Raw genomic sequence first — 21,616 nt, forward strand, 5'->3', positions numbered from 1 at the left:
GGCGCATTCGGGTTTTACGAACTGGAATATGGACGAAATGGTTTATAGCGGGCTGGGCCTTCTTACGGATATAAAGGATACGGACCGTTATGTAATGAGCCAGATATTATGCGAAGCGGCGGACAGAATGCACATCTGCCGCATTTATCCCGGAATGCGCGCGAATCATCTTTCCGCGCTTATTGATAAGGGAGTCTTGTATTTTTTCCTGGAACTGTACGAAAAGGGAACAGGGAATATGAAAGAAGGACCGTATTCGCTTAAACCCCTGCTCATTCAGGGACATAAAAGAAATTGCCGTTTTTTCTGCACATCACAGCAGGAAGCTGTCGTGGACTTTTCCGGGTATTCCACATCACGGAGAATGTGGCGTGAAGGGGCCGTTCCAATGGGTTCTCTTACCACTGAATCCGCGGTCGCCCTGTATTTCGCCGCAAGCCTTGTATGCGACTCGCTGGAAGAGCTTGATGAAATACTTGAAAACGCAGGACAGCGCTGAGTTCTTTACCGGGACCCCGGAAGCGGAGCCGGAACATTCGCCGGCTCAATAACCGTAATGACTTCTTCCGGCGCAGCCTGTTCCGGCACTGCCGGCGGAGCAGGTTCAGGGGCCGGCGCGGGCGGGTTTCCCATATATAACACAACATCTGTTATCTCGGTCCGGTGCCGGAGTTTGAGATAAAGGGTTTCCGTCCTTTCATTGTACCTGTACCCGGAGGAATTATATGTTTCAAACCGGGGATCAGTACGGAAGTCTATGCCGCCGATCTGAATGCGGTAAAACGGCTTTACGCCGGAAATCACCATATAATGGGAATGTTCAAGGGGGAACCGCACCTGCAGGCTTAAAATATTAGCCTCGGGCTTTTCCGCGGTAACTGACTGGGCTATTGTCCATGCCCATATACCGGCGCCGGCTGTCTTTGAAAGATTTACCGCGTGGGGATACCAGGTACTGCCGGTTATAATATGGGAATATAGTTCCGAAGGAGGCAGCATTTGCTCATGCTGCGTTATCATATCTCTGGGACCGGAAGACTGGCCGGTTCCTGATGACAGGATAAACTGCATGGGAAGCGCGGCCCTGTCTCCGGAATAATCAAGAAGTGAATTCACAAGATAATACCCTATGTGCCTCCAGTCTTCCTTGCCGGGATACTCGGAGCCATAGCGGATCAGAATATCAGCGATATTGAAAGTTTCAATGGTATCTGCTTCCTGGGTATTATCGCTGATAAATAATTTGTTCTGCACAAGAACCAGGGAATCCTGCAGTTTTTTTTCGCATTTTTCCGTAAGCGGTACAAACACATTTTCGCGTCCAGGCAAATAATAAGCCATATCCATCATTGCCTCAAGAACACCGGCAGCCTGTCTGGCAGTCAGCAACTCTGTGTTAAATGAAGGAGTAAAATTCAGTAAATCGGTTATCATACCGCTTGCACTTGCATTTATCAGATAGGGTATGAGCTCCGGGGTCTGAAAAACAGCACCGTTATTAAGCCGCAGATCGGAAGCAATTTTTGCTCTGGTATCCCTGCTCCGGGTAATATAACCGGCCCAGGTACGTTCAAGACCGCCCAGGAAAGGATTTGTCAGCCAGGTCCTGTCGGAACTGCGCAGGAAGGCTTCGGGGATAGCCCGGAGACCCGCAAGGTACTCGCCGCCCTTCCCCATTTCGGCAAGATAGGCGGCCGCGATCGGCTCCGAAATATGTCCGGCGGCTACGGATTCCCGGAAAGAAACAAGAGCGTTATCCGCAAAACGGGAAAGCGAACTGTTATACTTTTCTTCACTTGCGTCAATGAGTCCCGCAATTTCCTCTATTGAGACACCCATTGCAGGAATGTATGTTTGGTAGTAAACTACCGGCGAGGAACGGAATATCTGCAGATTCTGGTTTGATGAGGTTTGGGGAAGAACATCGGTCCCGAGAAAAACATATTGTTTTTTTCCCGATGTAACCTTTACGGGACTTTCATCTTCTTTAAAAGAGGTGTTCCGCATCAGCCTGAATGGAAAGGCTATTTTCTGGTATTTCGCCGGCATGCGGGCGCTCAGGGCCAGAACATCAGCCTCATTCCGCTTTTCAACGCTGAAGGTTACGGAGGTATCTTCGCTGAAGTTAATTATAAAAGAATTGTCTTCCTGCCTGAAGGAAATAACAGAAAGCGGAACGGCTGTTCCGGACGCGCCGTATGCAAGCAGAGGCCTCTGGTCATCCAGAAAAAAATCAACTCCGTTCATTGTAAAATGCACCGGCAAAAGAGGGGTTTTAAGCCCGTTTTCTCCCGCCTGCTGTGAACCGGAAATGAGCAGGGTCCCGATGGAAAGTGTGAAAGCATTACTATTTGTAAACTGTATTGCAAAAATGCCGAAAATTATACAAAGATATAATACAGTTAATAAAATAATTCTGCGGAGTACATTCGTTGCCATTTGCTTGAGTGTAACTTAAAGAACGCAACAAAATCAACTTCTTTGTGAGGTTCATTATGAAAATATTATCAAAACAGACGCTATTTGTACTCTGCGGACTGCTTTGTTTCGTTTTTTTTGCCTGTAAAACACAGCCGCCGGAACGGCCGGGGCCGGAAAAACCGGTGGAAAAGGGCTATTCCCGCGTTGCTTTTGCCGAAGAACTGCAGAGATTACTCGCAGCGGAAAAGACGGATGAGGCCCTCGCTCTGTTTGATACCGTGCCGGAATGGGACGCATCAAGCCTCGCCATACAGAAACTGAAACTCTCAATCCTGATTTCGGCCGGTTATCTTGATCAGGCCACAGCCCTCGCCGGCGAGCTTGAAAAACAGTATCCGGCGAATGCCGATATTCTTTATATCCAGTCGATCCTTGCGAGCGCCAGGAAAGATTCGCGCGCTCATATTGCGTATCTGAATAAAACGGTGCAGGCTGATCCCGGCCACAGCGACGCCATGGCCCAGCTCGGATACGATTTTCTGGTAAAAAAGAACTATAAGCAGGCAAAAAACTGGCTCCTCAAATCGATTGCCGCAAACCCGGAAAACCAGGAAGCGCTTTTATACCTGGCCCGGGTATATTATATGCAGGAAGAACTCTCACAGGCCCAAAGCACGCTGAATCTTGCCCTGCAGAAAAATCCCGAATCGGACACGCTGTGGGCCGAAATGGCCCGCGTCAAATATGACGCGGATGACCGCGCGGGCGCGCTGAAAGATATCCAGCGGGCAATATCCATTGATCCGAATGTGTATGAATACCGCATTGACTGCGGCCTGTATCTGTTTAACGCCGGAAAGCTGAAAGACGCCCGGGTCCAGTTTACGGAAGCGATCCGCATTGATCCGGAACAGTTTCTTGCCTATATTTACCGGGCAGGGCTGAATGACGATCTGGGTTATAAAGAAGAAGCCATTTCCGACTATAAATATATCTGTAAAATTTTCCCGCAGTATTACTATGCAACGGAGGCACTCGGCGTACTCCTGTGGGAAAAAAAGGACTATGTCGGCAGTTTTGAAGCCTTTAAACAGGCCCTCTATTATTCACCCCAGAATTCATCATACGCGCTTATGATGACGCTTGCTTATTATCAGATGAACCAGCCGGCGGAAGCCCGGAATTTCATGGGAAAATATATAGCGACGCTTGACCGCAATACAACGGAATATTATCTGTGCAGGATGTTTGCAGAGCGGACCGGTGATGCGGATGTACTTAACAGAATCATGAAGGAAACACAGCTCCACAAGCGCTATCAGATGCTGTATTATATGGCCGCATACTATGATATTTCCAAAAACAAATCGCTTGCCCAGAAAACCTATAATGAGGTTGTCGCGTTTGAACGCCCGACCTTTTTCGAATACCGGCTGGCAGCAGCGGCTCTTGAAACCCTGGGAAGCTGATAAATATGGAGAGAGCCTTTCAGACGCTGACAAGCATACTTGACCGGAAAAAGAAGGTCCTGATTCAAACGCATGATTTCCCTGATCACGACGCGGTCGGTTCCGCTTACGGGCTGTGCGAGCTGCTGCTCCGTATGGATTATTCCTGCTTTATAACTTACGGGGGACCACTGCAGAGCATATCCCTTTCTCAAATGATTGAAAAACTGGAAATTCATATGACTCCGCTTGAGGAACTGGATAACAGTCAGGAATACCAGACTATTGTAGTCGACGGTTCTCCGGCGCTGGGAACAGTTAAAACACTTGCCGGCAAACTTGTCGGAATAATAGACCATCACCCTGTCAGAAAAAAAACAACGGCTCCCTTTGTAGACATCCGGCCCGAAGTCGGGTCCTGTTCGTCAATTATCTGGACATATTGGAATGAGGCGGGGGAAATACCGGACAGGACAACCTCGACGGCCCTTCTGGCCGGCATAAAACTGGACACAGCCTCCCTGTCCCGCAGGGTAAGCAAAACAGATCTGGACGCCCATTATCATCTCTATTTTACCGGGGACAGCTATCTAGCGCAGCAGTTTATCTCTGTATCACTCAGCATAACTCAACTGCCGGATATTGCCCGCGCGATGCAGTTTTATCACAGGAAAAATACTATTTTATTTCTGGAAGTCCACGGAGATTACCCCAATGAACTGCTCTCTGTTCTGGCCAATTTTCTGCTGCAATTAAGGGAAATTACATTTGCTGTAGTACTTGAAAAAGAAGGCCCCGAATACCGCCTCTCAGCCAGATCCCGGGAAAAGGACATTGATACGGGATATGTTATCTGTAATGCTCTGAAAAACATGGGGACCGGCGGCGGCCATCCTGAAATGGCCGGAGGAGTAATCCGCGCAAAGGATTATCCGGGGGCAAATAAATTTTTAAAATTGATCGCGCAGGAAGTTGCGGCATATAAAGAAGGGAATGATAATGAAACAAACAGTAAAACGCATACCTGTTGACGGGCGTGAAATAATTCTGGTCGGAACAGCACATATATCAAAAGAAAGTATAGATGAAGTTGCGGAAATAATCCGGACCGAACACCCTGATTGTGTGTGTGTCGAACTGGATGAGGGCAGGCTCCAGTCAATTACAAATGAAAAAGGCTGGCAGGAACTCAATATTACAAAAGTCCTGAAAGAAGGCAAAGGCTTTCTGCTTCTGGCAAATCTTGTTTTATCCTCTTTTCAGAAACGTATGGGAGAGGGTATCGGCATAAAGCCCGGAGACGAAATGAAGGAAGCTATTACCATTGCAAAGGAAGAAGGTATCGGTACGGTAATGGTGGACAGGCCGATACAGGTAACCCTTCAGCGAGCCTGGGCAAAAAATAGTTTCTGGGGCAAAAGCAAACTGCTTGCGGCCCTTGTTTCCAGTGCCTTCAGCAATGAAGAAATCAGTGCGGAAGAAATAGAAAACCTGAAAAATCAGGGTGCAATGGACAGTATGATGAACGAACTTGCCGACTATCTCCCGACCGTAAAGGAAGTGCTGATAGATGAGCGGGACCGGTATCTGGCAAGTCATATCTGGGAAGCGCCTGGCAAAAAGATTGTTGCCGTCCTGGGCGCGGGACACCTGCCTGGAACTGAATCAATAATTACGGAAATCGCTTCCGGAAAAATGTCTTCCGACACATCTGACATTTCAACTGTTCCGCCGAAAGGTATCGGCAGCAAAATAGCGGGATGGATTATTCCCGCGCTTATTGTAGCCCTTATTGTTGCCGGCTTCTTTACCGGAGGCGCGGCAGCGTCCCTGAAAATGTTTCTTAACTGGATATTATGGAACGGATCGCTTGCCGCGCTTGGAACCGTGATAGCTCTGGGTCATCCGCTCGCAGTACTGACCGCCTTTGTCGGGGCTCCCATAGCAACCATTAACCCATTTATAGGCGTGGGGCTTTTTTCGGGCCTCGTCCAGGCCTGGGCGCGAAAACCGAGGGTTATTGATATGGAAAACCTTTCTTCCGATATTACATCCGTTAAGGGTTTTTATAAAAACCGTATTACCCATGTTCTGCTTGTTTTTCTGCTTTCCAGTCTGGGCGGAGCAATAGGCAATTTTATTGCTGTCCCGTCTTTGATAGGCACGCTGATCAAATAAAATACCCCGCCGCAGAGCAGGGCAGCCCTTCGGTCTGGGGGTATTCACAGGTCGCGGAAGCGGCCATTACATACCTTACAGAACCAGCCGCAGGCTGATTAAACCCTCGCCTCGAATAAAACGGTATAAGCAGACCAGTCTGATAGATTGGCCTGCTGTTATTTTAAACGGATCCCGGCGGCTAAAAAACTGTTACTTTTTTCCGAAGACAGCCGTAATAACCTCTTTGATATTTCCTACTTTCAGTGAATCCGGGATTTCTTCCGGTGTATAAATTACGGTAAATCCGAGAGTCCTGGCCGCCTTTACGCGTGGCTTGAGCCGGTTGACCGGCCGGACTTCCCCGGCAAGACTCAGTTCCCCCACAAAGGCAGTCAGACCGGGAGAAGGGATATCCGTACGTGCGGAATAGAGCGCCACAGCCAGCGCAATGTCAATCGCGCTTTCCGTCAGACGAACACCGCCGGCCACATTAATATATATATCCTGATCGGAAAAACGCAGGCCGATACGTTTTTCAAGCACCGCGGCGACCCGGCTGACCCTCGCCGCATCGATCCTGTCCGAATAAACCCTTGTCATCGCGCTCTTCGCGCTTACCGTCAGGGCCTGAATTTCCACCAGAAAAACACGGCTCCCTTCAAAAACAGGCACTACCGCCACACCGGGAGGAAGTTCACCGGTACGCCGGATAATAAACAGAGTCGAAGGGTCCTGTACCGCAGTAAGTCCGTTTTCCGTCATTTGAAAAATGCCGAGCTCGTCTACCGAACCGAACCGGTTTTTCAGAGCCCGCAGGAACCGGATTTCATCATTATTTTTTCGAAGGAAATAACAGTATCAACTAAATGCTCGAGGGCCTTGGGGCCGGCAATTGTCCCTTCTTTGGTAATATGAGCAACAAGAAACAGGACTGAATCGCGTTCTTTTACCCAGCCGACCAGCTCCTGCGCGCAGAGTTTCAGCTGGTTAACGGTCCCCGGAACAACACCGGCATCCGGGGAGTAAACGGTCTGGATGGAATCTATAATAACAAACACGGGATGTATGGTGTCCAGAGCATGGACAATATCCTCAAGCCGGGTGGTACAGAGAATTTCTATATTATCTACACTTATTCCCAGCCTGTCGGCCCGGGACCGTATTTGAGCGGCTGATTCCTCTCCGCTCACGTACAGAACCCGCCCGCCTGTTGCGGCCGATGATCCGGCCTGGAGTAAAAGTGTGGATTTTCCTATGCCGGGTTCGCCGCCGACAAGAACCGCGGAACGTTTCATCGCGGCCCCGCCGAGAACCCGGTCAAGTTCATCTATTCCGGTAGAAAGTCTGACCCCGTCCTGGGCTTCCACCGAAGAAAGAGGTACCGCCTGCTGGAATGCCATATGGTGTCCGCTATTTGGACCGCCCGTTCCCTGGACGGGGATTTCGTCAAAACTGTTCCATTCCCCGCATTCGGGACAGCGGCCCAGCCATCTTGGCTGCGTATATCCGCACTGGGAACAGCGGAATTCAGTTTGTCCGTTCTTTTTCTTTGCGCACATACTATATTTATACCAGAAAAACGGGTTTTGGGCTGGTTAAAAACCCGTTTTTTATATATACATATTGCATATATGCAAATTTTTTCAGGCATTCGTTTTTTATGCAGCTCGTTTCTGTTGTTTTTTCTGATACCGTGTCTGGCTTTTGCGGAACAGAAATATATTATTGCACAAGAAGTTTTTGAAATATCCGGAAGAACGCGGGAAAAAAGACTTCTTGATGAGCTTGGTACTGCCGAAGGCAGGATTTTCAGTTCCGAATCGGAACTTGAAGCCTTTGCCGAATACAGAAAACAGGAGCTGGAAAACCTCAGATTATTCAAGGAAACATCCGTTGATATTGAATATCCTGAAGAGGGAGCAGTACCGCCGGATCAGGAAGGCGGCGAAAGCAAACCGGAAGCTGATGGTCCGATACAGGTAGTTCTGAGAACAAAGGTTGAAGACGGTATACCTATTCTCCCCATACCCTTCGCATTTTATAACAGCAATTCGGGCTTCGCGGCAGGGGTGTTTCTCAACATGCCGAACATTTTCGGGACAATGCAGGACCTCATGCTGGCGGGAGTTTATATGGCTCCGCCGGCTGCGGATGATTCCCTGCAATGGACGGATCCGGATCTGGTATTTGGATTAATGTGGCAGGGGATAAAGATTTTCAGATTAAAACTGACAGTAGTGGCCGCTTTAGTGAAAATCAATCAGGAAACGACAGCCCGCGGAATCCCGCAGGTAAAACTGACGCATACCTCTCTTACCGGCGGGATTATGCTTACTTATCCTTTTACTGAATCTTTTTCAACATCGTCCTCATTTATGTACACGGCAGGACTCGCAAACAGTTTGGTAGATGTTTCAAACCCTGACTATCTGCAATACGGTCCCTACAAGACACAGATTCAGGTTGGCCAGATTTTTTCATTTGATAATGTAAACTGGACGGGGAATTTCCGAAAAGGTATCAAAATCAGGGGCGATATAGGTTACAATTATGCGGATCCAGTTCACGCAGAAGCGTATCATGACTTTTCGTCGTCACTGGAATACTGCCAGTATTTTGCGGCGGGAGAATGGATCAACCCGAATTTCAGGGCAGGAGCTTTTATTAATTCGGGACCGCCTTCCCTGGAGGCGGGAAGATTCATACGCGGGATACGCGATAATGAACTGAAAGGGAATTACGGCTTCTATGTGAATACCGGTATCCAGATAAGGATACTCCGCCTGAAAATTCTGGAAGTCCACCTCGCGCCGAGTGCCGATTTTATTTTTGTTTCGGCTTACAGCGACCCGGACTATCTGGCTGATTACGGGTTCGCGATCGGCAGTGATATTATGGTTATTCTCAATCACATGAAATCACTGCCTCTGCGTCTGGGCTTTGCCTATGACCTCAGGCCGGAGTCCAGGATAGGCAACAAGCGGTACGAAATTAATTTCAGTTTCAGCTTTGCATATTAAAAAAGACCGTCGAAATATTTCCGGTTTGCCCTGTACACACTTTCGGTGACCGCCAGACTGATAACGGCATACCCTTCTTTTTGCGGGATACAAACTTTAATACTCCTGCGGAGAGTATCGTTTTCCGAATCATAAAAAGTATTGTCGATGCGGAATCTTTTTGCGCTGCCGGTTACTGTCATTTCCGAAGGAATGCTCCAGGTATCCCTGCCGGAAAAAGAAAAAAGCCTGAGGAGCAGGATGGGCATATCTTCAGGGCCGGTTTCTGTTTCTTCATAATCAAGAATGTCAACAAGAATCACCGCCTCATTGCCGAGAAAAAAAGCGTTGTCGGCAACCATTGTCCACTGATCATCCAGCTTCAGTTTGATTCCGTCAACAGTTTTTGTTTCCGCCTTGCGTTTTTTCGGGACCATATATGAAGAGCCGTTCCGGTCAGGGGTTATGTCCTCAGGAACCGGGACAAATTCAAAGAAAACGGAATCGCCGCCGAAATCAATCTGTCCTGTTCGCACAAGCTGGAGGAGCACGCCTCCATCCGCACCTGTCATAGTGTGCAGGTTAAAAAAAGGCGTTTCAGGGGTATAGGTCAGCACAACATCGCCGCCGAATTCCCGGGCCGAGATTTTCTGCTGCACTGCGGGCGGAAACAGGGCCGGCCGGTTTTTTATTTTCGCAATGCCGGCTCCCGCGCCCTGCTCGGCCGATGAGCGCCATCTGTACATATCAGGCAAAAGCTGCATAAGATAGTTCACTGCGAGGACATCATCCTGTGTAATCTCGGAAATAATATTCTGCCCGGTCAGAATCATCTGACCGTCAAGGGTCTCAGTTCTGAATAAAATGGCGACGCGTGATCCCGTCGACGGAGTAACGCAAAAAGCCCCGTATGTGGAATTATCATAAAACAGAAACCCTACCCAGGTCGGATCGGCCCAGGTATAATCCCGGTATACTACATATTCACCGGAATTTTTCAAAGGATATCCGGAAAAAAAAGTATTCTCCGCAAAAAGAAAACAGCCTAGACAGAATATTCCCAGAACCGCACTGCATATTGTTTTTTTCATTACTGTAACCTCAAAAGTATATCAGAGTTGTTCGGAAACCTCAGTTTTCCGAACAACATCCATTGAAAAATGCGTATTTCGCAGCCTCTAGGCGAAAAATTGCAAAAACGTGTTTGCCAGCCAACAGGGTTGTCGAACACGTCTATTCCTGCGCACCGGCGGAAATCTCCGCAAAAACCAGCTTGGAAATTTTCATTCCCGCTTCCTCTATTGGACACAGGGATGATTCCGTTTCTTTCCGGAATTTTATTTCAACGTTGGGAAGATTCTTTTCTCCTACCACAACCCTGAGCGGAATGCCGATAAGGTCCATATCCTTAAACTTGACGCCCGGACGTTCCGCGCGGTCATCGAGCAGGACCTCCACACCGAGCATTGTTAGTTCATAATAGAGACTGTCCGCGGCTTCCTTCATAAGACCATCATATTTAATCGGAACGATTACCACATGGAAGGGAGCAACCGACATGGGCCAGATAATTCCATCTTCATCATTATGTTCTTCAACAATCGAAGCGAGGGTTCTGTCAACGCCAATACCATAAGAACCCATAACCGGATTTTTCTGTTTTCCGTCTTCATCCAGATACAGCATATTCATGGTCTTTGTATATTTGTATCCCAGTTTGAAAATATGGCCCAGTTCATTTCCCTTCTTGCTGTAAAAAACCGAATTGCAGACCGGGCACTTGTCCCCCGCTTTAACGGTCCTCACATCAGCTGTCATCCAGGAAGAAAAATCCCGGCCCGGTTCAACATGTTCAAAATGTAAATCAACCGTGAGGGCTCCGGTGACCGTATCATGCATCAGCATAACCGAATTGTCGGTTATTATCGGCGCGGAGGTAAAGCCGACAGGACCGGCAAAACCAACCGGAGCACCGGTCACGCGTTCAACTGCGACATCGGAAGCAAGCTCAACCTCGCTTGACTTCAGCGCTGCGGCAAGCTTCGCCTCATTGACATCAAGGTCTCCCCGGATGCAGACGGCAAAAAAGGCTGAAGGATAGAAGGCGGGAGAATTTGCCGGAACAATCCGTTCGAGATGTTCACATCCCGGGGCGTTTTCCAGATCAAGCTCGCAGTTAACAGCCCGGTAAATAAGTGTTTTTATAAAGGCCTGCGGGACTGTTTTCAGAAAAGAAGTCAGGTCGTCAATTGTCTTTACCCCGGGAGTTTTAACGGGGGCATAGGGGACGTCCGCAGGTGTACTGCCGGGGCCGGAAGAAATCGGGTCCGGCGCGCAGGAGGCCTTTTCATCATTTGCCGCGTACCCGCAGGAAGGACAGAGAATGAGATTATTATCCCCTACTTCGGATTCCACCATAAATTCTTCGGACCCGCTTCCGCCCATCGCGCCTGAGTCGGCGCTGACAGGTATAACCGTCAGACCGCAGCGTTTGAATATCTGACGGTAAGCCTTTCCGAACAGCTTGTAGGTTTCATCAAGGCTTTCATCCGAAGCATGGTATGAATATGCGTCCTTCATGGTAAATTCCCGGGACCGCATCAGTCCGTATCGGGGACGGATTTCATCCCGGTATTTTGTATTGATCTGATAGGTAAGGAGCGGGAGCTGCCGGTATGAAGAAACTTCCGAACGAAGAAGAGCGGTAAAGGCCTCTTCCGCCGTTGGACTGACAACAAGCTCCTGGTCTATACGGTTTTTTACCCTGAGCATTCCCTCGCCCATTGTTTCCCAGCGGCCGGATTCACGCCAGATTTCGCCCGGGACGACTACAGGAGGCTTGAATTCCAGACAGCCGATGGTGTCCATTTCTTCCCTTACAATATTTTCAACTTTCCGGAAAGATTTCAATCCCAGCGGAAGATAGGCAAAAAGACCGTTTGAAAGTTTCCGTATCATACCGGCCCGCAGCAGCAGCCGGTGACTTGCAATAACCGCCTCGGCGGGTATTTCCCGTAAAGTGGGCAGCAGCATTTGAGACATTCGCATAATAATAATACCTCTTTGAAAATATTCTATATAAAAGAGGCAAAATCTTCAATAAGCCCGGACAGCGGATATACCATCTGCAAAAAAAAGCCTGTCATCACTTTATCCGGCATAAAATCCCATATAGCTGATTATATACTCGAGCATTTTTGTAAAGAAGGCTGTATTAACACCCGAATCATCGGGATTATCCAGCTCATGGCCGGAATTCGGATATATAAAAAGATCCGAAACAGCTCCGGCCGCGTCGAGAGCTGCTTTCAGTCGGTTGGCATTGGATACAGGGACCAGATCATCATTTGTTCCGTGGGCGAGAAGCGTGGGAGGAACGGAAGAAGCCGCATAGTTGACCGGGGATACCGACAAGAGAGAGGCTGTTTTTCCAGTATAATTACTGACTGTTATTTCTTCCCCGGTCAGATTTGAAGCGCAGGAAAGCATATAATCCCTCCATGAACCTGTAAATACCTCGGGGTCCGTAAAATCCGCCGGAGTTGACTGGCCGACGCAAAAGGCAATGGGGATGGGTGAAACAGAATGGTTCTTGTACGTATAGAGCAGGGAAAGATGCGCACCGGCGGAAGCTCCCATTAAAACGATCTTATCGATTTGCGCACCCTGGTCCAGGGCCTTTGTTTTTATGAGGGAAAGGGCCTCGTCAATGTCTTCAAGCATATCGGCACAGTCAGCGCCTTCCCCAAACATCCGGTAATTCATTGCGGCTGTTATGACATGGTAATTATCCGCGTTGTCCATGATCGCTTCTTCATACACATCCTTATCGCCGGACTGCCAGCCGCCGCCGTGGATGAATAAAATGGCGTTCAGCGGAGTCACATCCTCAAGATTTTCAGGAAAAACAATATCAAGAACCTGGGCGGAAGAAGAACCGTATGACAGGTCCCGGTATGTCCGCGAAGGGGTGCCTACGCAGGCCTCGCTGAGACTGCTTGCGACCTGCGAATTGACCGCCCGTACCCAGACATAATAGGCGACGCCGTTTTCAAGACCTGTTATGGTTATGTCCGGAGTTTGTATGGTATCGTTATATTTCAGCGCCGAGGAGGAATCATTGGATGTATTATAATAAACAGCATATGAATCCGCGCCGGTTACCGCGGCCCAGCTTATAAAAAGCCTTTCATATCCTGCCTCCGCGTCCGGGACTCCCGGACGGGACAATGACGGAGCTTCATCAGAAACTTTGCATCCGGTTACAATTATTCCGCACAGAAAAAGCAGCGCGGTCCACAGAAAATGGATCTTTTTCATAATAGATACCCGCCTTTATACATTTTAGTTAGTTATCAGTATAACACAAGATTTTGCATTATTCAAAATTCGAATATTTTATTTCATTGATGAAAACGGATACACGGGATATAATTCCGTAACACTTTTATGACGTACAGAAAAAAGTACAGGTGATATATCTTCCTCCGGCATGGCTTCTGCTCTGTGCCGGGATTTTTATTCTTCTTCCGCTCACAAACTGCACCGGAGAAAAAAACATCCCGGGCTTACGCGATACGGATAAAATCCCGGAATATGATAACGCGGAAAGCCCCGGGTCAAATACGGAATCTTTAAAAATCACATTTCCTGACAGCCAGGATTTCCCCTATACTGTTATGGTCAAGGCCGCGCCTCCCGATATAAAAATTGACTGCGCGGGCAAGGAACTGGTCCCCTCAGAGCGGAGCGGCGGAATATTTTCGCTCAGACTTGAATCAGGCTCGAACTCCCTCCGCTTCTACAGTCCCGGCTATTTGACGGAGTACCTCAGGCCGGAAGAAATTTCCGGAAGGCTCCGCAAAGACATCCTCCAGATAAAACTTGAACCAGCACTTGGAAAATACCAGCTTGTCACGGAAATCGGGACCGGGGAACAGCCAAAGAGCGCTTTTTTTTCTCCGGACGGAAAGAGGATTTTCGTTCCTCTTTTAAATGAAAGCGGAATTGATGTTTTCAGTTTTTCTCCCGGAAATAATCAGGATATGCTGGTTTTTGAACAGCGGCTGACCGTTCCGGGCAGCGGCGCAAAAGGATTTGTGGAAGCCCTGGCTGACGCCGAACGCGGCGAACTGTGGGTATCAAATATGGAAGACCATAAGGTCCACATCTATGATCTCGGCACACTTGCTTACAAGACAGGGATCAAAACCGGAGGCGCGATGCCCAAGGTAATTGTACAGAACCCCGGGGGAACCCTTACCGCGGTATCAAACTGGCAGAGCAGAGACATAAGTCTTTTCGATTCCGATTCAAAAAAAGTCGTCGCCAGAATTCCGGCAGGGGGAACTCCGCGCGGAATGGTTTTTTCCCCTGATGGGAAACTGCTGTACACAGCCATATTTGACGAAGCCACGGTCGCGGTCATTGATATCGCTCTGCAAAAGGTTATACGGAATTTCAAACTGCACAGCGGGCCTGGCGCATGCCGGCATATTCTGTATGGCAGCGGGAAACTGTATGTTACCGATATGGCAGCAGGCCGGGTTATTACAGCGGACGCGGAAAACGGAAAAGTTTTGCGGGCGGTGTATGTTGGCCCAAACCTGAATACCATGGTGTTTTCGCCTGATAAAAAATATCTGTATGTTTCATCGAGAGGAAAAAACAATCCGGAGGATTACACAAAACCGGGACCCGATTTCGGAAGTGTTTCGGTTTTATCAGCAGAGGATCTCAGTCCGGCCGGCCGGATTTGGGGCCGGAACCAACCGACAGGACTGGCGGTATCCCCTGACGGAAAATTTTTTGTATTCACTGATTTTCTTGACGCAAATATGGAACTGTATGAGACCGCATTCTGATTTACCGGCATATGAAAAACCGACCGACGGTCAGTCAACAAACAGCGAAAACTGACTGACGGTCAGTCAACAACAAGGCTGGCCAGAACTGTTTGTACGAATTTCACCGGATAAAGGACCTCGCAGGATTTTCCCCGTCTGCAAAAGCAGTGAAAAAGTTCCAGCCGGACAGAAGGGCAAAGAGTTCGCTGTCAGGCAGGAAAAAGCGGGATCGCCCCCCAAAAACAGGGGGGAAAGCAGCGGAAAAACGCATTTTCCGGCTGTTTTATTTGAAAAAACCCGGTCCCGGGTATATAGTATAGAGAGAGGCTTTAATTTAGTTTGATAAGGAATTACCTATGAAAAAAATTCTCTGCGTGTTTTTGCTGCTGTCAACCGTTTTTTTCAGCTGCGTATCTTCAGGAAAGAAAGATACATCAGGTACTGATATTGCGCTTACCGGGATCCTGATTGAAAAGAAAGTTATTAACGACCGGAAAGCCTATGTAGCGGGCAGTTTCGCGGTAGTAAAGGAAGGGGACCTCAGCAGATATGTTAATCTCCCGAAAAAAGACCAGACAGGGGAATATACCGCTGAAATCGGTGAAATTTTCGGCTTCAGAAAAGATAATGAAAAACTTTGCGAAGTCACCACGGCCGGGTTTTTTGAGGTTATCAAAACGGCAGAAAAAAGAAAAACACTTTCACATACACAATTACCAGCTCGGAAAAAATAATCAGTGTTTCCTACAGTGACGGTTCATTTTTTTCGGTTAAAACAAACCCCGGCGCGGGCAGCTATGCGAAACTCTTTGCAGATGTATTTGTCTTTGAAAAATCGGACACCCCGTCTTCAATAGCAAAGGGGAAAAAAGCCGCGGGCGATGAGACATTTTCCATAACTGCAAACGGCAGCCTGGCAGGATACCTGGTTATAACTTCAAAAAATCCGCAGATTTATTTTTCGGAAAAAATTATCAGTGAATACCAGACAGAATTTTTCTGCGCCGCCCTTTCAGTGTATACATCATACGTGGAAAACTATAATCCCGAGCACCCGGGGAAATAATCCCCGGAAGAACGGATTTTTTCTACCTGTCTTCCCTGAAATACGGAACACTGAGTGAAGCCGGACTCTGGCACTCCTTTTTCTTCCGGAGCGTGATCAGGACGAGAACGATTATGGTCGCCAGATAGGGAATCATATCAAGCAGCTGAGGAGAAAAAACAATTCTCTTCCCGAACAGGAACAAGTCTATATTCTGGAATTTGAAGCCTATGCCCTTCAGCGCGCCAAAGGTATAGGCCGCGAATATTGCCTTGAGCGGGTTCCATGTACTGAAAATAATCAGGGCCACCGCGATCCAGCCGGCACCGGCGGTAATATTCTCCTGCCAGCGCGGAACAAATACAAGAGACAGATAGGCCCCGCCCATGCCGCACAGAAAACCTCCCGCGGTAATATGGGCATATTTATACGCCGTTACATTTATTCCGGACGCATCGGCTGCCGCAGGGTTTTCTCCTACGGCCCGGACATTGAGTCCGGCCTGAGTGTGCCGGAAATAAACAAACATAATAATGGCTATTATAATTCCGAAGTGGACATACATACTCTGCTCGAAAAACATCTTGCCCAGAATGGGAATGTCCCTTAAAACGGGAATAGATACGGGAGCAAAGGCCGACGAAATCGATTCCGGCAGGGCCTTGCCCGAGAGGCTCTTGCCGAGAAAACTGGAAACTCCCGTGCCGAATATGGTAAGGACAAGTCCTGTTACAACCTGGTTGCCCCGGAAGGTTACCGTGATTACGGCATATATAAAGGCGCCTGCGGCGCCGGCGAGTCCAGCGGCAATGACGGCCGCGACAGGATTCGCCGTAGAAAGGCCGACTGAAAATCCGACGGAAGCGCCAAGGAGCATCATGCCTTCAATTCCGAGGTTCATATTACCCGCCTTCTCGCACAGAATGCCGCCGAGAATTGCCAGCAGAATATGGGTCCCCATTTGAACTGCGGTCTGCAAAAACAAGGACAGTGAATCAAGGAACATCATGCCGCGTCTCCTTTCGCTGATTTGCGTACCGGTATCCAGACAAATTTATGGCGGATAAAAAATTCGCTCCCGAGGACAAAGAAAATAATAATACCCTGCAGAATCTGGGCCATTGACGAAGGGATTTTCAGGGAACTCTGTAAAAAGTTTCCGCCCTGGATCAGCATTGAAAACAGAAAGGACACAACCACGGTTACCGGAGGACTCAGCCGGGCAAGCCAGGTAGTTATAACAGCCGTAAACCCAAGCCCTCCCGAAAGCTGATCAGACAGTGACTGCTCGATGGCCGAAGCCTGCATCATACCCGCAATGCCGCACAGCCCGCCGCTTATCAGAATGGCGGTCAGCATAATGCGGGACACATTCATTCCCGCATAGCGGGCCGTGGCTTCGCTTTCTCCGAGTACATCAATTTCATATCCCAGCTTCGACTTTTTCAGCAGAATAAACATCAGGACCGCGAGAACGAGCGTTATCACCCAGCCAATATGGATCCCGAACAGACTTGGCAGCACGGCGTTTTTACTGAATGACGCTATTTTCGGAAACCCGCTTGCGGCCGGGTCCTTCCACGGACCGTACTGCAAATATGAAATCCATTTTACCGCGACATAGTTCAGCATCAGAGTAACGAGGGTCTCGCTGGCGGAAAATTTTGCCCGGAGCAAACCGGGGATCAGAGCCCACAAACCGCCGAATATAAAACCGGCGATAAACATGAGCGGCAGCAGCACAAAGGCCGGCAGATCAGGAAAACCGAAAGCAATGAGCGAAGCGCCGTAAGCGCCCAGGTAAAACTGGCCTTCGGCCCCTATATTCCAGAACCGCATCCGGAAAGCGACCGCGGTCCCCAGGGAAAGGACAGTCAGGGGAATTGCCTTGTTGACCGTTTCCCTGAACCGGTAGGCCGTACCAAGAGAACCTGAAATAATTTTTGCATAAATATCGAGGGGATTATATCCCATTATAAGCATAATGAGTGCCGAAGCCAGAAGCGCAATAGCTACGGCCGCAAGGCGCAGGAGATTTTCCTGAAGCATGGAAAGCTCCCGTTTGGACGCAATGTGTATCATTTTACTTCCTCCCGGGAATTTTCATCTCCCTGTTTTTCTCCGAGCATCAGCAGACCTATATCTTCCTTTGAAGTTTTTTCCGGGTCGACAATCCCCATTACGGCCCCGTTATGAATTACTATTATACGGTCACAGAGACTGCGCAGAACATCAAGATCTTCCCCAATATACAGAATGGCGACGCCCCGTTTTTTCTGCTCATTCAGCATATCATAAATTGTATACGAAGCCCCGATATCAAGTCCCCGGACAGGATAGGCAGTGATAAGAAGCTTTGGCTGCATTTCAATCTCGCGTCCGAGAAGGACTTTCTGGATATTGCCGCCTGAAAGTTTTTTTACTATATGATTGACCGAGGGCGTAGAAATATCATAGTCGCGTACAATTTCCTCGGCCTTGCGACGCCCCTCATTCCGGTTAATAAAAAGTCCTGAATTCCAGTTATATGACTTAAGCAGAATATTGTCGGTTATATCCCTGCCGGCAACAAGACCCATTCCAAGCCTGTCTTCGGGGATAAAGCTCATGGTTATGCCTTTTCTGATAATAGTACGCGGGGAAAGTCCGGTAATTTCCTCGCCAAGGAACCGGATTGAACCGGAGTCCGCACGGATCAGCCCTGCTATTGTCTCGCACAATTCCTTTTGCCCTGAGCCGGCGATTCCGGCGACACCGAGAATCTCTCCGCCGTAAAGGTCAAAACTTATGTCGTTCAGGAGGCGCACATTATTTTCATCCGTCTCCGTTAAATTTCTGACTTCAAGCATGGGGGCCGCCGTTTTTTCAGTTTCCGCCCGCTTTATTTCCAGGGAAATAGGAGCACCCACCATCAGTTCAGTGAGTTCACGCGGAGCTGTTTCCGCGGTCCTGACCGTTCCGGCGCTTCGGCCCTTCCTCAGAACAGTGACCCTGTCGCTTATTTCCATAACTTCATTTAACTTATGGGTAATGATAATAATCGAACAGCCGTCTTCCTTCATTTTACGCAAAATGGAAAACAGCTGGGTGATTTCCTGCGGAGTCAGGACCGCAGTCGGTTCATCAAGAATCAGAACTCTCGCGCCGCGGTACAGAACCTTCAGGATTTCGACCGTCTGTTTTTCGCCGACGGACATGTTATATATTTTTTTGTCGGGATTGATTACAAGCCCGAAATGTTTTTCCACCTGATAAATTTTTTCTGTTATTGCTGAATTGTTTATAAAGAATTTTTTCCGTTCCCCGATCGCGATATTTTCACGGGCGGTCATAACGGAAACAAGTTTGAAATGCTGATGCACCATGCCGATACCGGCCCTGATGGCATCATAGGGTGAAGAAAAAAACTGCTCTTTGCCGTCAATGAAAATACTGCCGGAATCAGGCATATAGATTCCGGAAAGCATATTCACGAGGGTGCTTTTCCCCGATCCGTTCTCACCTAGCAGGGCCAGTATTTCACCCCGGTTGACCGAAAGGCTGACATCCTGATTGGCCTGCACCTGGCCGAAGGCTTTTGAAATATTACGCAATTCAATATATGCGTTTTCTGTCATACAGTTTCCGAAAAATGAAAACAACAGCGGCGGGAGCCGGAATACGGTTGCCCGCGCTGTTGCTTACCTGCGATAGAACACAGTTTCTTAATTTGATATATTTCCGATAACGCCCTTAACAAACCAGCTCATATTCCAGATTTCATCATCGGTCATAATAATACCAGCTCCGACTTTTTCAGTTCCGCTCTGGTCATACAGAGGTCCTGCGAAAGGATGGAGGTCTCCGGCAATAATGGCATTTGTTGCGGTATCAACAGCTTCGGCGGTTCCCGGCGCGCAGTTGATTGTCAGCTCGTCGAGGGAAACCATTCCCGTGTCCAGACCTTCCCAGTAAGCCCGTGAAACCCAGGTCCCGTCGAGGATCTTGTTCACGTCATCCACATAAAACACTTCCCAGTGGAACAGCGGCGCTGTCAGGTAGGCTTTCGGAGCGGCATTTGCGGTCGGTGAATTGTAGCCGATGGCAAAGGCCCCCTTCTCCTGGGCGGCAATCTGGGGGGCTGTCGTATCCTGATGCTGGGCAATAATATCACAGCCCTTGTTCAGAAGCTCAAGAGCTGCCTGCTTTTCAACAGCGGGATCAAACCAGGTATTTGTCCAGATAACTTCAACGGTTGCGCTGGGATTAACGGACTGTACGCCAAGCGCAAAGGCGTTAATTCCGCGGATAACCTCGGGAATCTGCATTGCGGCGACATAGCCGATCTTGTTAACCTTTGTTTTCATTCCGGCAACAATACCCGACAGATACCGGGCCTGATAAATTTTTCCAAAGAAAGTGGAAACATTGGCCGCACGGCGGTAACCGGAACAGTGTCCAAAATAAATTTCAGGATGATCAGCGGCAACCCTGATTGTCCAGTCCATAAAACCGAAACTGGTTGTGTAAATAACATTACAGCCAAGATCAATCAGATCACGGATGGCCTTTTCACAGTCAGCATTTTCGGGGACATTTTCAATATATGCGGTCTCAATACCCATCTCGTTCAGAGCAAGCCTTCCCTGGTCATGAGCTTCCGTATACCCCTCATCATTGATGGTTCCGATATACACAAAACCAACCTTGATGGTATCCTTTGTCAGCTTTCCGGCTGACTTTTCGGTTTCCTTTTTGGCGCAGGAAGTTGTAAAAAATACGGCCAGAACCATCACCGCCACAATGAGTACCTTTTTCATTGCATCACTCCTTTATGCAGAAAAATATTAAAAGCCGGAATTCCGGCAAATTCACTGATACCGCAGAGTCCTGCGAATATATCCGGCAGGAATCACATTTTTTCAATGCCTCCGGAGGTGTTATTTCCGCCTCCGGCGCACTTTATAATTCTTTATACAGTAAAATCAAATAAAATTAAAGCCGGTAAAAACACGCCTTTTAAAACAGGGGGACTTTTTCAGCCGTTTCAGGCGTCATCACGGAAAACAATGCCCTCTTCGGGACTCATCCGGTCAATAACGGCAAGTGATTCAAGCCTGACGCCCTGGGAACGGATGCGGTCTCCTCCCTTCTGAAAACCCTTTTCAATAACGATACCGGCGCCGGCCACACGGGCGTCGGCTTCCCGGACCAGCCGGATCAGGGCGTCAAGGGCGCTTCCTTCCGCAAGGAAATCATCAATAATAAGGACGGAATCTTCTGCCGACAGATACATTTTTGACACAGTTACCGGATACACGGTGTCCTTTGTGAACGACCTTACTTCACAGTGAAACAGATCGGTCCCGATATTTTTTGATTTTACTTTTTTCGCAAAAACCACAGGAACATTGAAGTACTGGGCCGTGATACAGGCCACGCCTATCCCGGAAGCTTCTATAGTAAGGATTTTCGTTACCGGAATGCCCGCGAACCGGCGGGCAAACTCCTCCCCTATCTTATTCAGCAGACTGACATCAATTTGGTGATTGAGAAAACTGTCAACCTTCAGAATATTCCCGGGAAGTACAACGCCGTCTTCACGTATCCGTTTCTGTAATAACTCCACCTGTTCCGCCCTTATGAAAATGCAGGGTATTGAAAAGTACCTGTATCCTAATAGTTAAACAGCCCTTTTTCAAGAGCTATTTAGCTCAG

At 48.5% G+C, this 21,616-nt stretch carries 16 protein-coding genes and 1 pseudogene; 7 read left to right on the plus strand and 10 right to left on the minus strand.

Going from position 1 to position 21,616, the window contains the following annotated elements:
• Positions 1-28 precede the first annotated feature (28 nt).
• On the plus strand, positions 29-499 hold the full coding sequence (locus K7I13_RS06555) for an L-asparaginase family protein (RefSeq protein WP_255948905.1): 471 nt from the start codon (positions 29-31) through the stop codon (positions 497-499).
• Between the two features lie 5 nt (positions 500-504).
• On the opposite strand, the gene K7I13_RS06560 is transcribed toward K7I13_RS06555, so the two are convergent.
• Positions 505-2,439 carry a hypothetical protein gene (locus K7I13_RS06560; RefSeq protein WP_255948907.1) on the minus strand — a complete coding sequence of 645 codons (1,935 nt, stop codon included), beginning with the start codon at positions 2,437-2,439 and terminating at the stop codon, positions 505-507.
• Between the two features lie 56 nt (positions 2,440-2,495).
• Here K7I13_RS06560 and K7I13_RS06565 point away from each other — a divergent pair, with 56 nt between their 5' ends.
• The 3 genes from K7I13_RS06565 to K7I13_RS06575 are packed head-to-tail and all read left to right on the plus strand — an operon-like array spanning position 2,496 to position 6,047.
• The gene (locus K7I13_RS06565) at positions 2,496-3,890 is read left to right on the plus strand and encodes a tetratricopeptide repeat protein (protein ID WP_255948909.1); all 1,395 of its coding nucleotides are present in this window, start codon (positions 2,496-2,498) and stop codon (positions 3,888-3,890) included.
• A 5-nt stretch (positions 3,891-3,895) separates the two neighbouring features.
• Positions 3,896-4,900: a DHH family phosphoesterase gene (locus K7I13_RS06570; RefSeq protein WP_255948911.1), complete on the plus strand. Its 1,005-nt coding sequence runs from the start codon at positions 3,896-3,898 to the stop codon at positions 4,898-4,900.
• Entirely contained in the window at positions 4,869-6,047 is a 1,179-nt protein-coding gene (locus K7I13_RS06575; protein ID WP_255948913.1) for a TraB/GumN family protein, read from the plus strand. The genes K7I13_RS06570 and K7I13_RS06575 overlap by 32 nt, the downstream gene beginning before the upstream one ends.
• Positions 6,048-6,239: 192 nt before the next feature.
• Here the strand turns inward: K7I13_RS06575 and radA are convergent.
• A pseudogene (gene radA, locus K7I13_RS06580) lies at positions 6,240-7,588 on the minus strand (DNA repair protein RadA).
• 117 nt (positions 7,589-7,705) lie between these two features.
• On the opposite strand from radA, the gene K7I13_RS06585 reads away from it, so the two are divergent.
• Entirely contained in the window at positions 7,706-9,049 is a 1,344-nt protein-coding gene (locus K7I13_RS06585; RefSeq protein ID WP_255948914.1) for a BamA/TamA family outer membrane protein, read from the plus strand.
• Here the strand turns inward: K7I13_RS06585 and K7I13_RS06590 are convergent.
• The 3 genes from K7I13_RS06590 to K7I13_RS06600 form a co-directional block, all read right to left on the minus strand.
• Positions 9,046-10,029 carry a DUF7954 domain-containing protein gene (locus K7I13_RS06590; protein WP_255948915.1) on the minus strand — a complete coding sequence of 328 codons (984 nt, stop codon included), beginning with the start codon at positions 10,027-10,029 and terminating at the stop codon, positions 9,046-9,048. The genes K7I13_RS06585 and K7I13_RS06590 overlap by 4 nt on opposite strands.
• A 232-nt stretch (positions 10,030-10,261) precedes the next feature.
• Positions 10,262-12,076, minus strand: a complete 1,815-nt coding sequence (locus K7I13_RS06595) for a proline--tRNA ligase (protein ID WP_255948916.1) — start codon at positions 12,074-12,076, stop codon at positions 10,262-10,264.
• A 102-nt stretch (positions 12,077-12,178) separates the two neighbouring features.
• Positions 12,179-13,348 (minus strand): alpha/beta hydrolase fold domain-containing protein, encoded by a 1,170-nt coding sequence (locus K7I13_RS06600; RefSeq protein WP_255948917.1) that lies wholly within the window; start codon positions 13,346-13,348, stop codon positions 12,179-12,181.
• Positions 13,349-13,500: 152 nt separating this feature from the next.
• Here K7I13_RS06600 and K7I13_RS06605 point away from each other — a divergent pair, with 152 nt between their 5' ends.
• A complete protein-coding gene (locus K7I13_RS06605) occupies positions 13,501-14,892 on the plus strand; it encodes a YncE family protein (protein WP_255948918.1) in 1,392 nt (463 codons plus the stop codon).
• A 338-nt stretch (positions 14,893-15,230) separates the two neighbouring features.
• Complete coding sequence (locus tag K7I13_RS06610; RefSeq protein ID WP_255948919.1) at positions 15,231-15,608, plus strand: hypothetical protein; 378 nt, start codon at positions 15,231-15,233, stop codon at positions 15,606-15,608.
• Positions 15,609-15,962: 354 nt separating this feature from the next.
• Here K7I13_RS06610 and K7I13_RS06615 read toward each other — a convergent pair whose 3' ends face one another.
• The 5 genes from K7I13_RS06615 to K7I13_RS06635 all read right to left on the minus strand — a co-directional run bounded on the left by K7I13_RS06615 (position 15,963) and on the right by K7I13_RS06635 (position 21,527).
• On the minus strand, positions 15,963-16,928 hold the full coding sequence (locus K7I13_RS06615; RefSeq protein WP_255948920.1) for an ABC transporter permease: 966 nt from the start codon (positions 16,926-16,928) through the stop codon (positions 15,963-15,965).
• Positions 16,925-18,001, minus strand: coding sequence for an ABC transporter permease (locus K7I13_RS06620; RefSeq protein ID WP_255948921.1), 1,077 nt, complete (start codon positions 17,999-18,001; stop codon positions 16,925-16,927). Before K7I13_RS06620 ends, K7I13_RS06615 begins: the two co-directional genes overlap by 4 nt.
• Complete coding sequence (locus tag K7I13_RS06625; RefSeq protein ID WP_255948923.1) at positions 17,998-19,536, minus strand: ABC transporter ATP-binding protein; 1,539 nt, start codon at positions 19,534-19,536, stop codon at positions 17,998-18,000. The genes K7I13_RS06620 and K7I13_RS06625 overlap by 4 nt, the downstream gene beginning before the upstream one ends.
• An 87-nt stretch (positions 19,537-19,623) precedes the next feature.
• Positions 19,624-20,718: a BMP family ABC transporter substrate-binding protein gene (locus K7I13_RS06630; RefSeq protein ID WP_255948924.1), complete on the minus strand. Its 1,095-nt coding sequence runs from the start codon at positions 20,716-20,718 to the stop codon at positions 19,624-19,626.
• 227 nt (positions 20,719-20,945) lie between these two features.
• The gene (locus K7I13_RS06635; RefSeq protein WP_255948925.1) at positions 20,946-21,527 is read right to left on the minus strand and encodes a xanthine phosphoribosyltransferase; all 582 of its coding nucleotides are present in this window, start codon (positions 21,525-21,527) and stop codon (positions 20,946-20,948) included.
• Positions 21,528-21,616 lie beyond the last annotated feature (89 nt).

It is taken from the genome of Brucepastera parasyntrophica (assembly GCF_022376835.1).
Taxonomy (GTDB): Bacteria; Spirochaetota; Spirochaetia; order Treponematales; family Treponemataceae; genus Brucepastera; species Brucepastera parasyntrophica.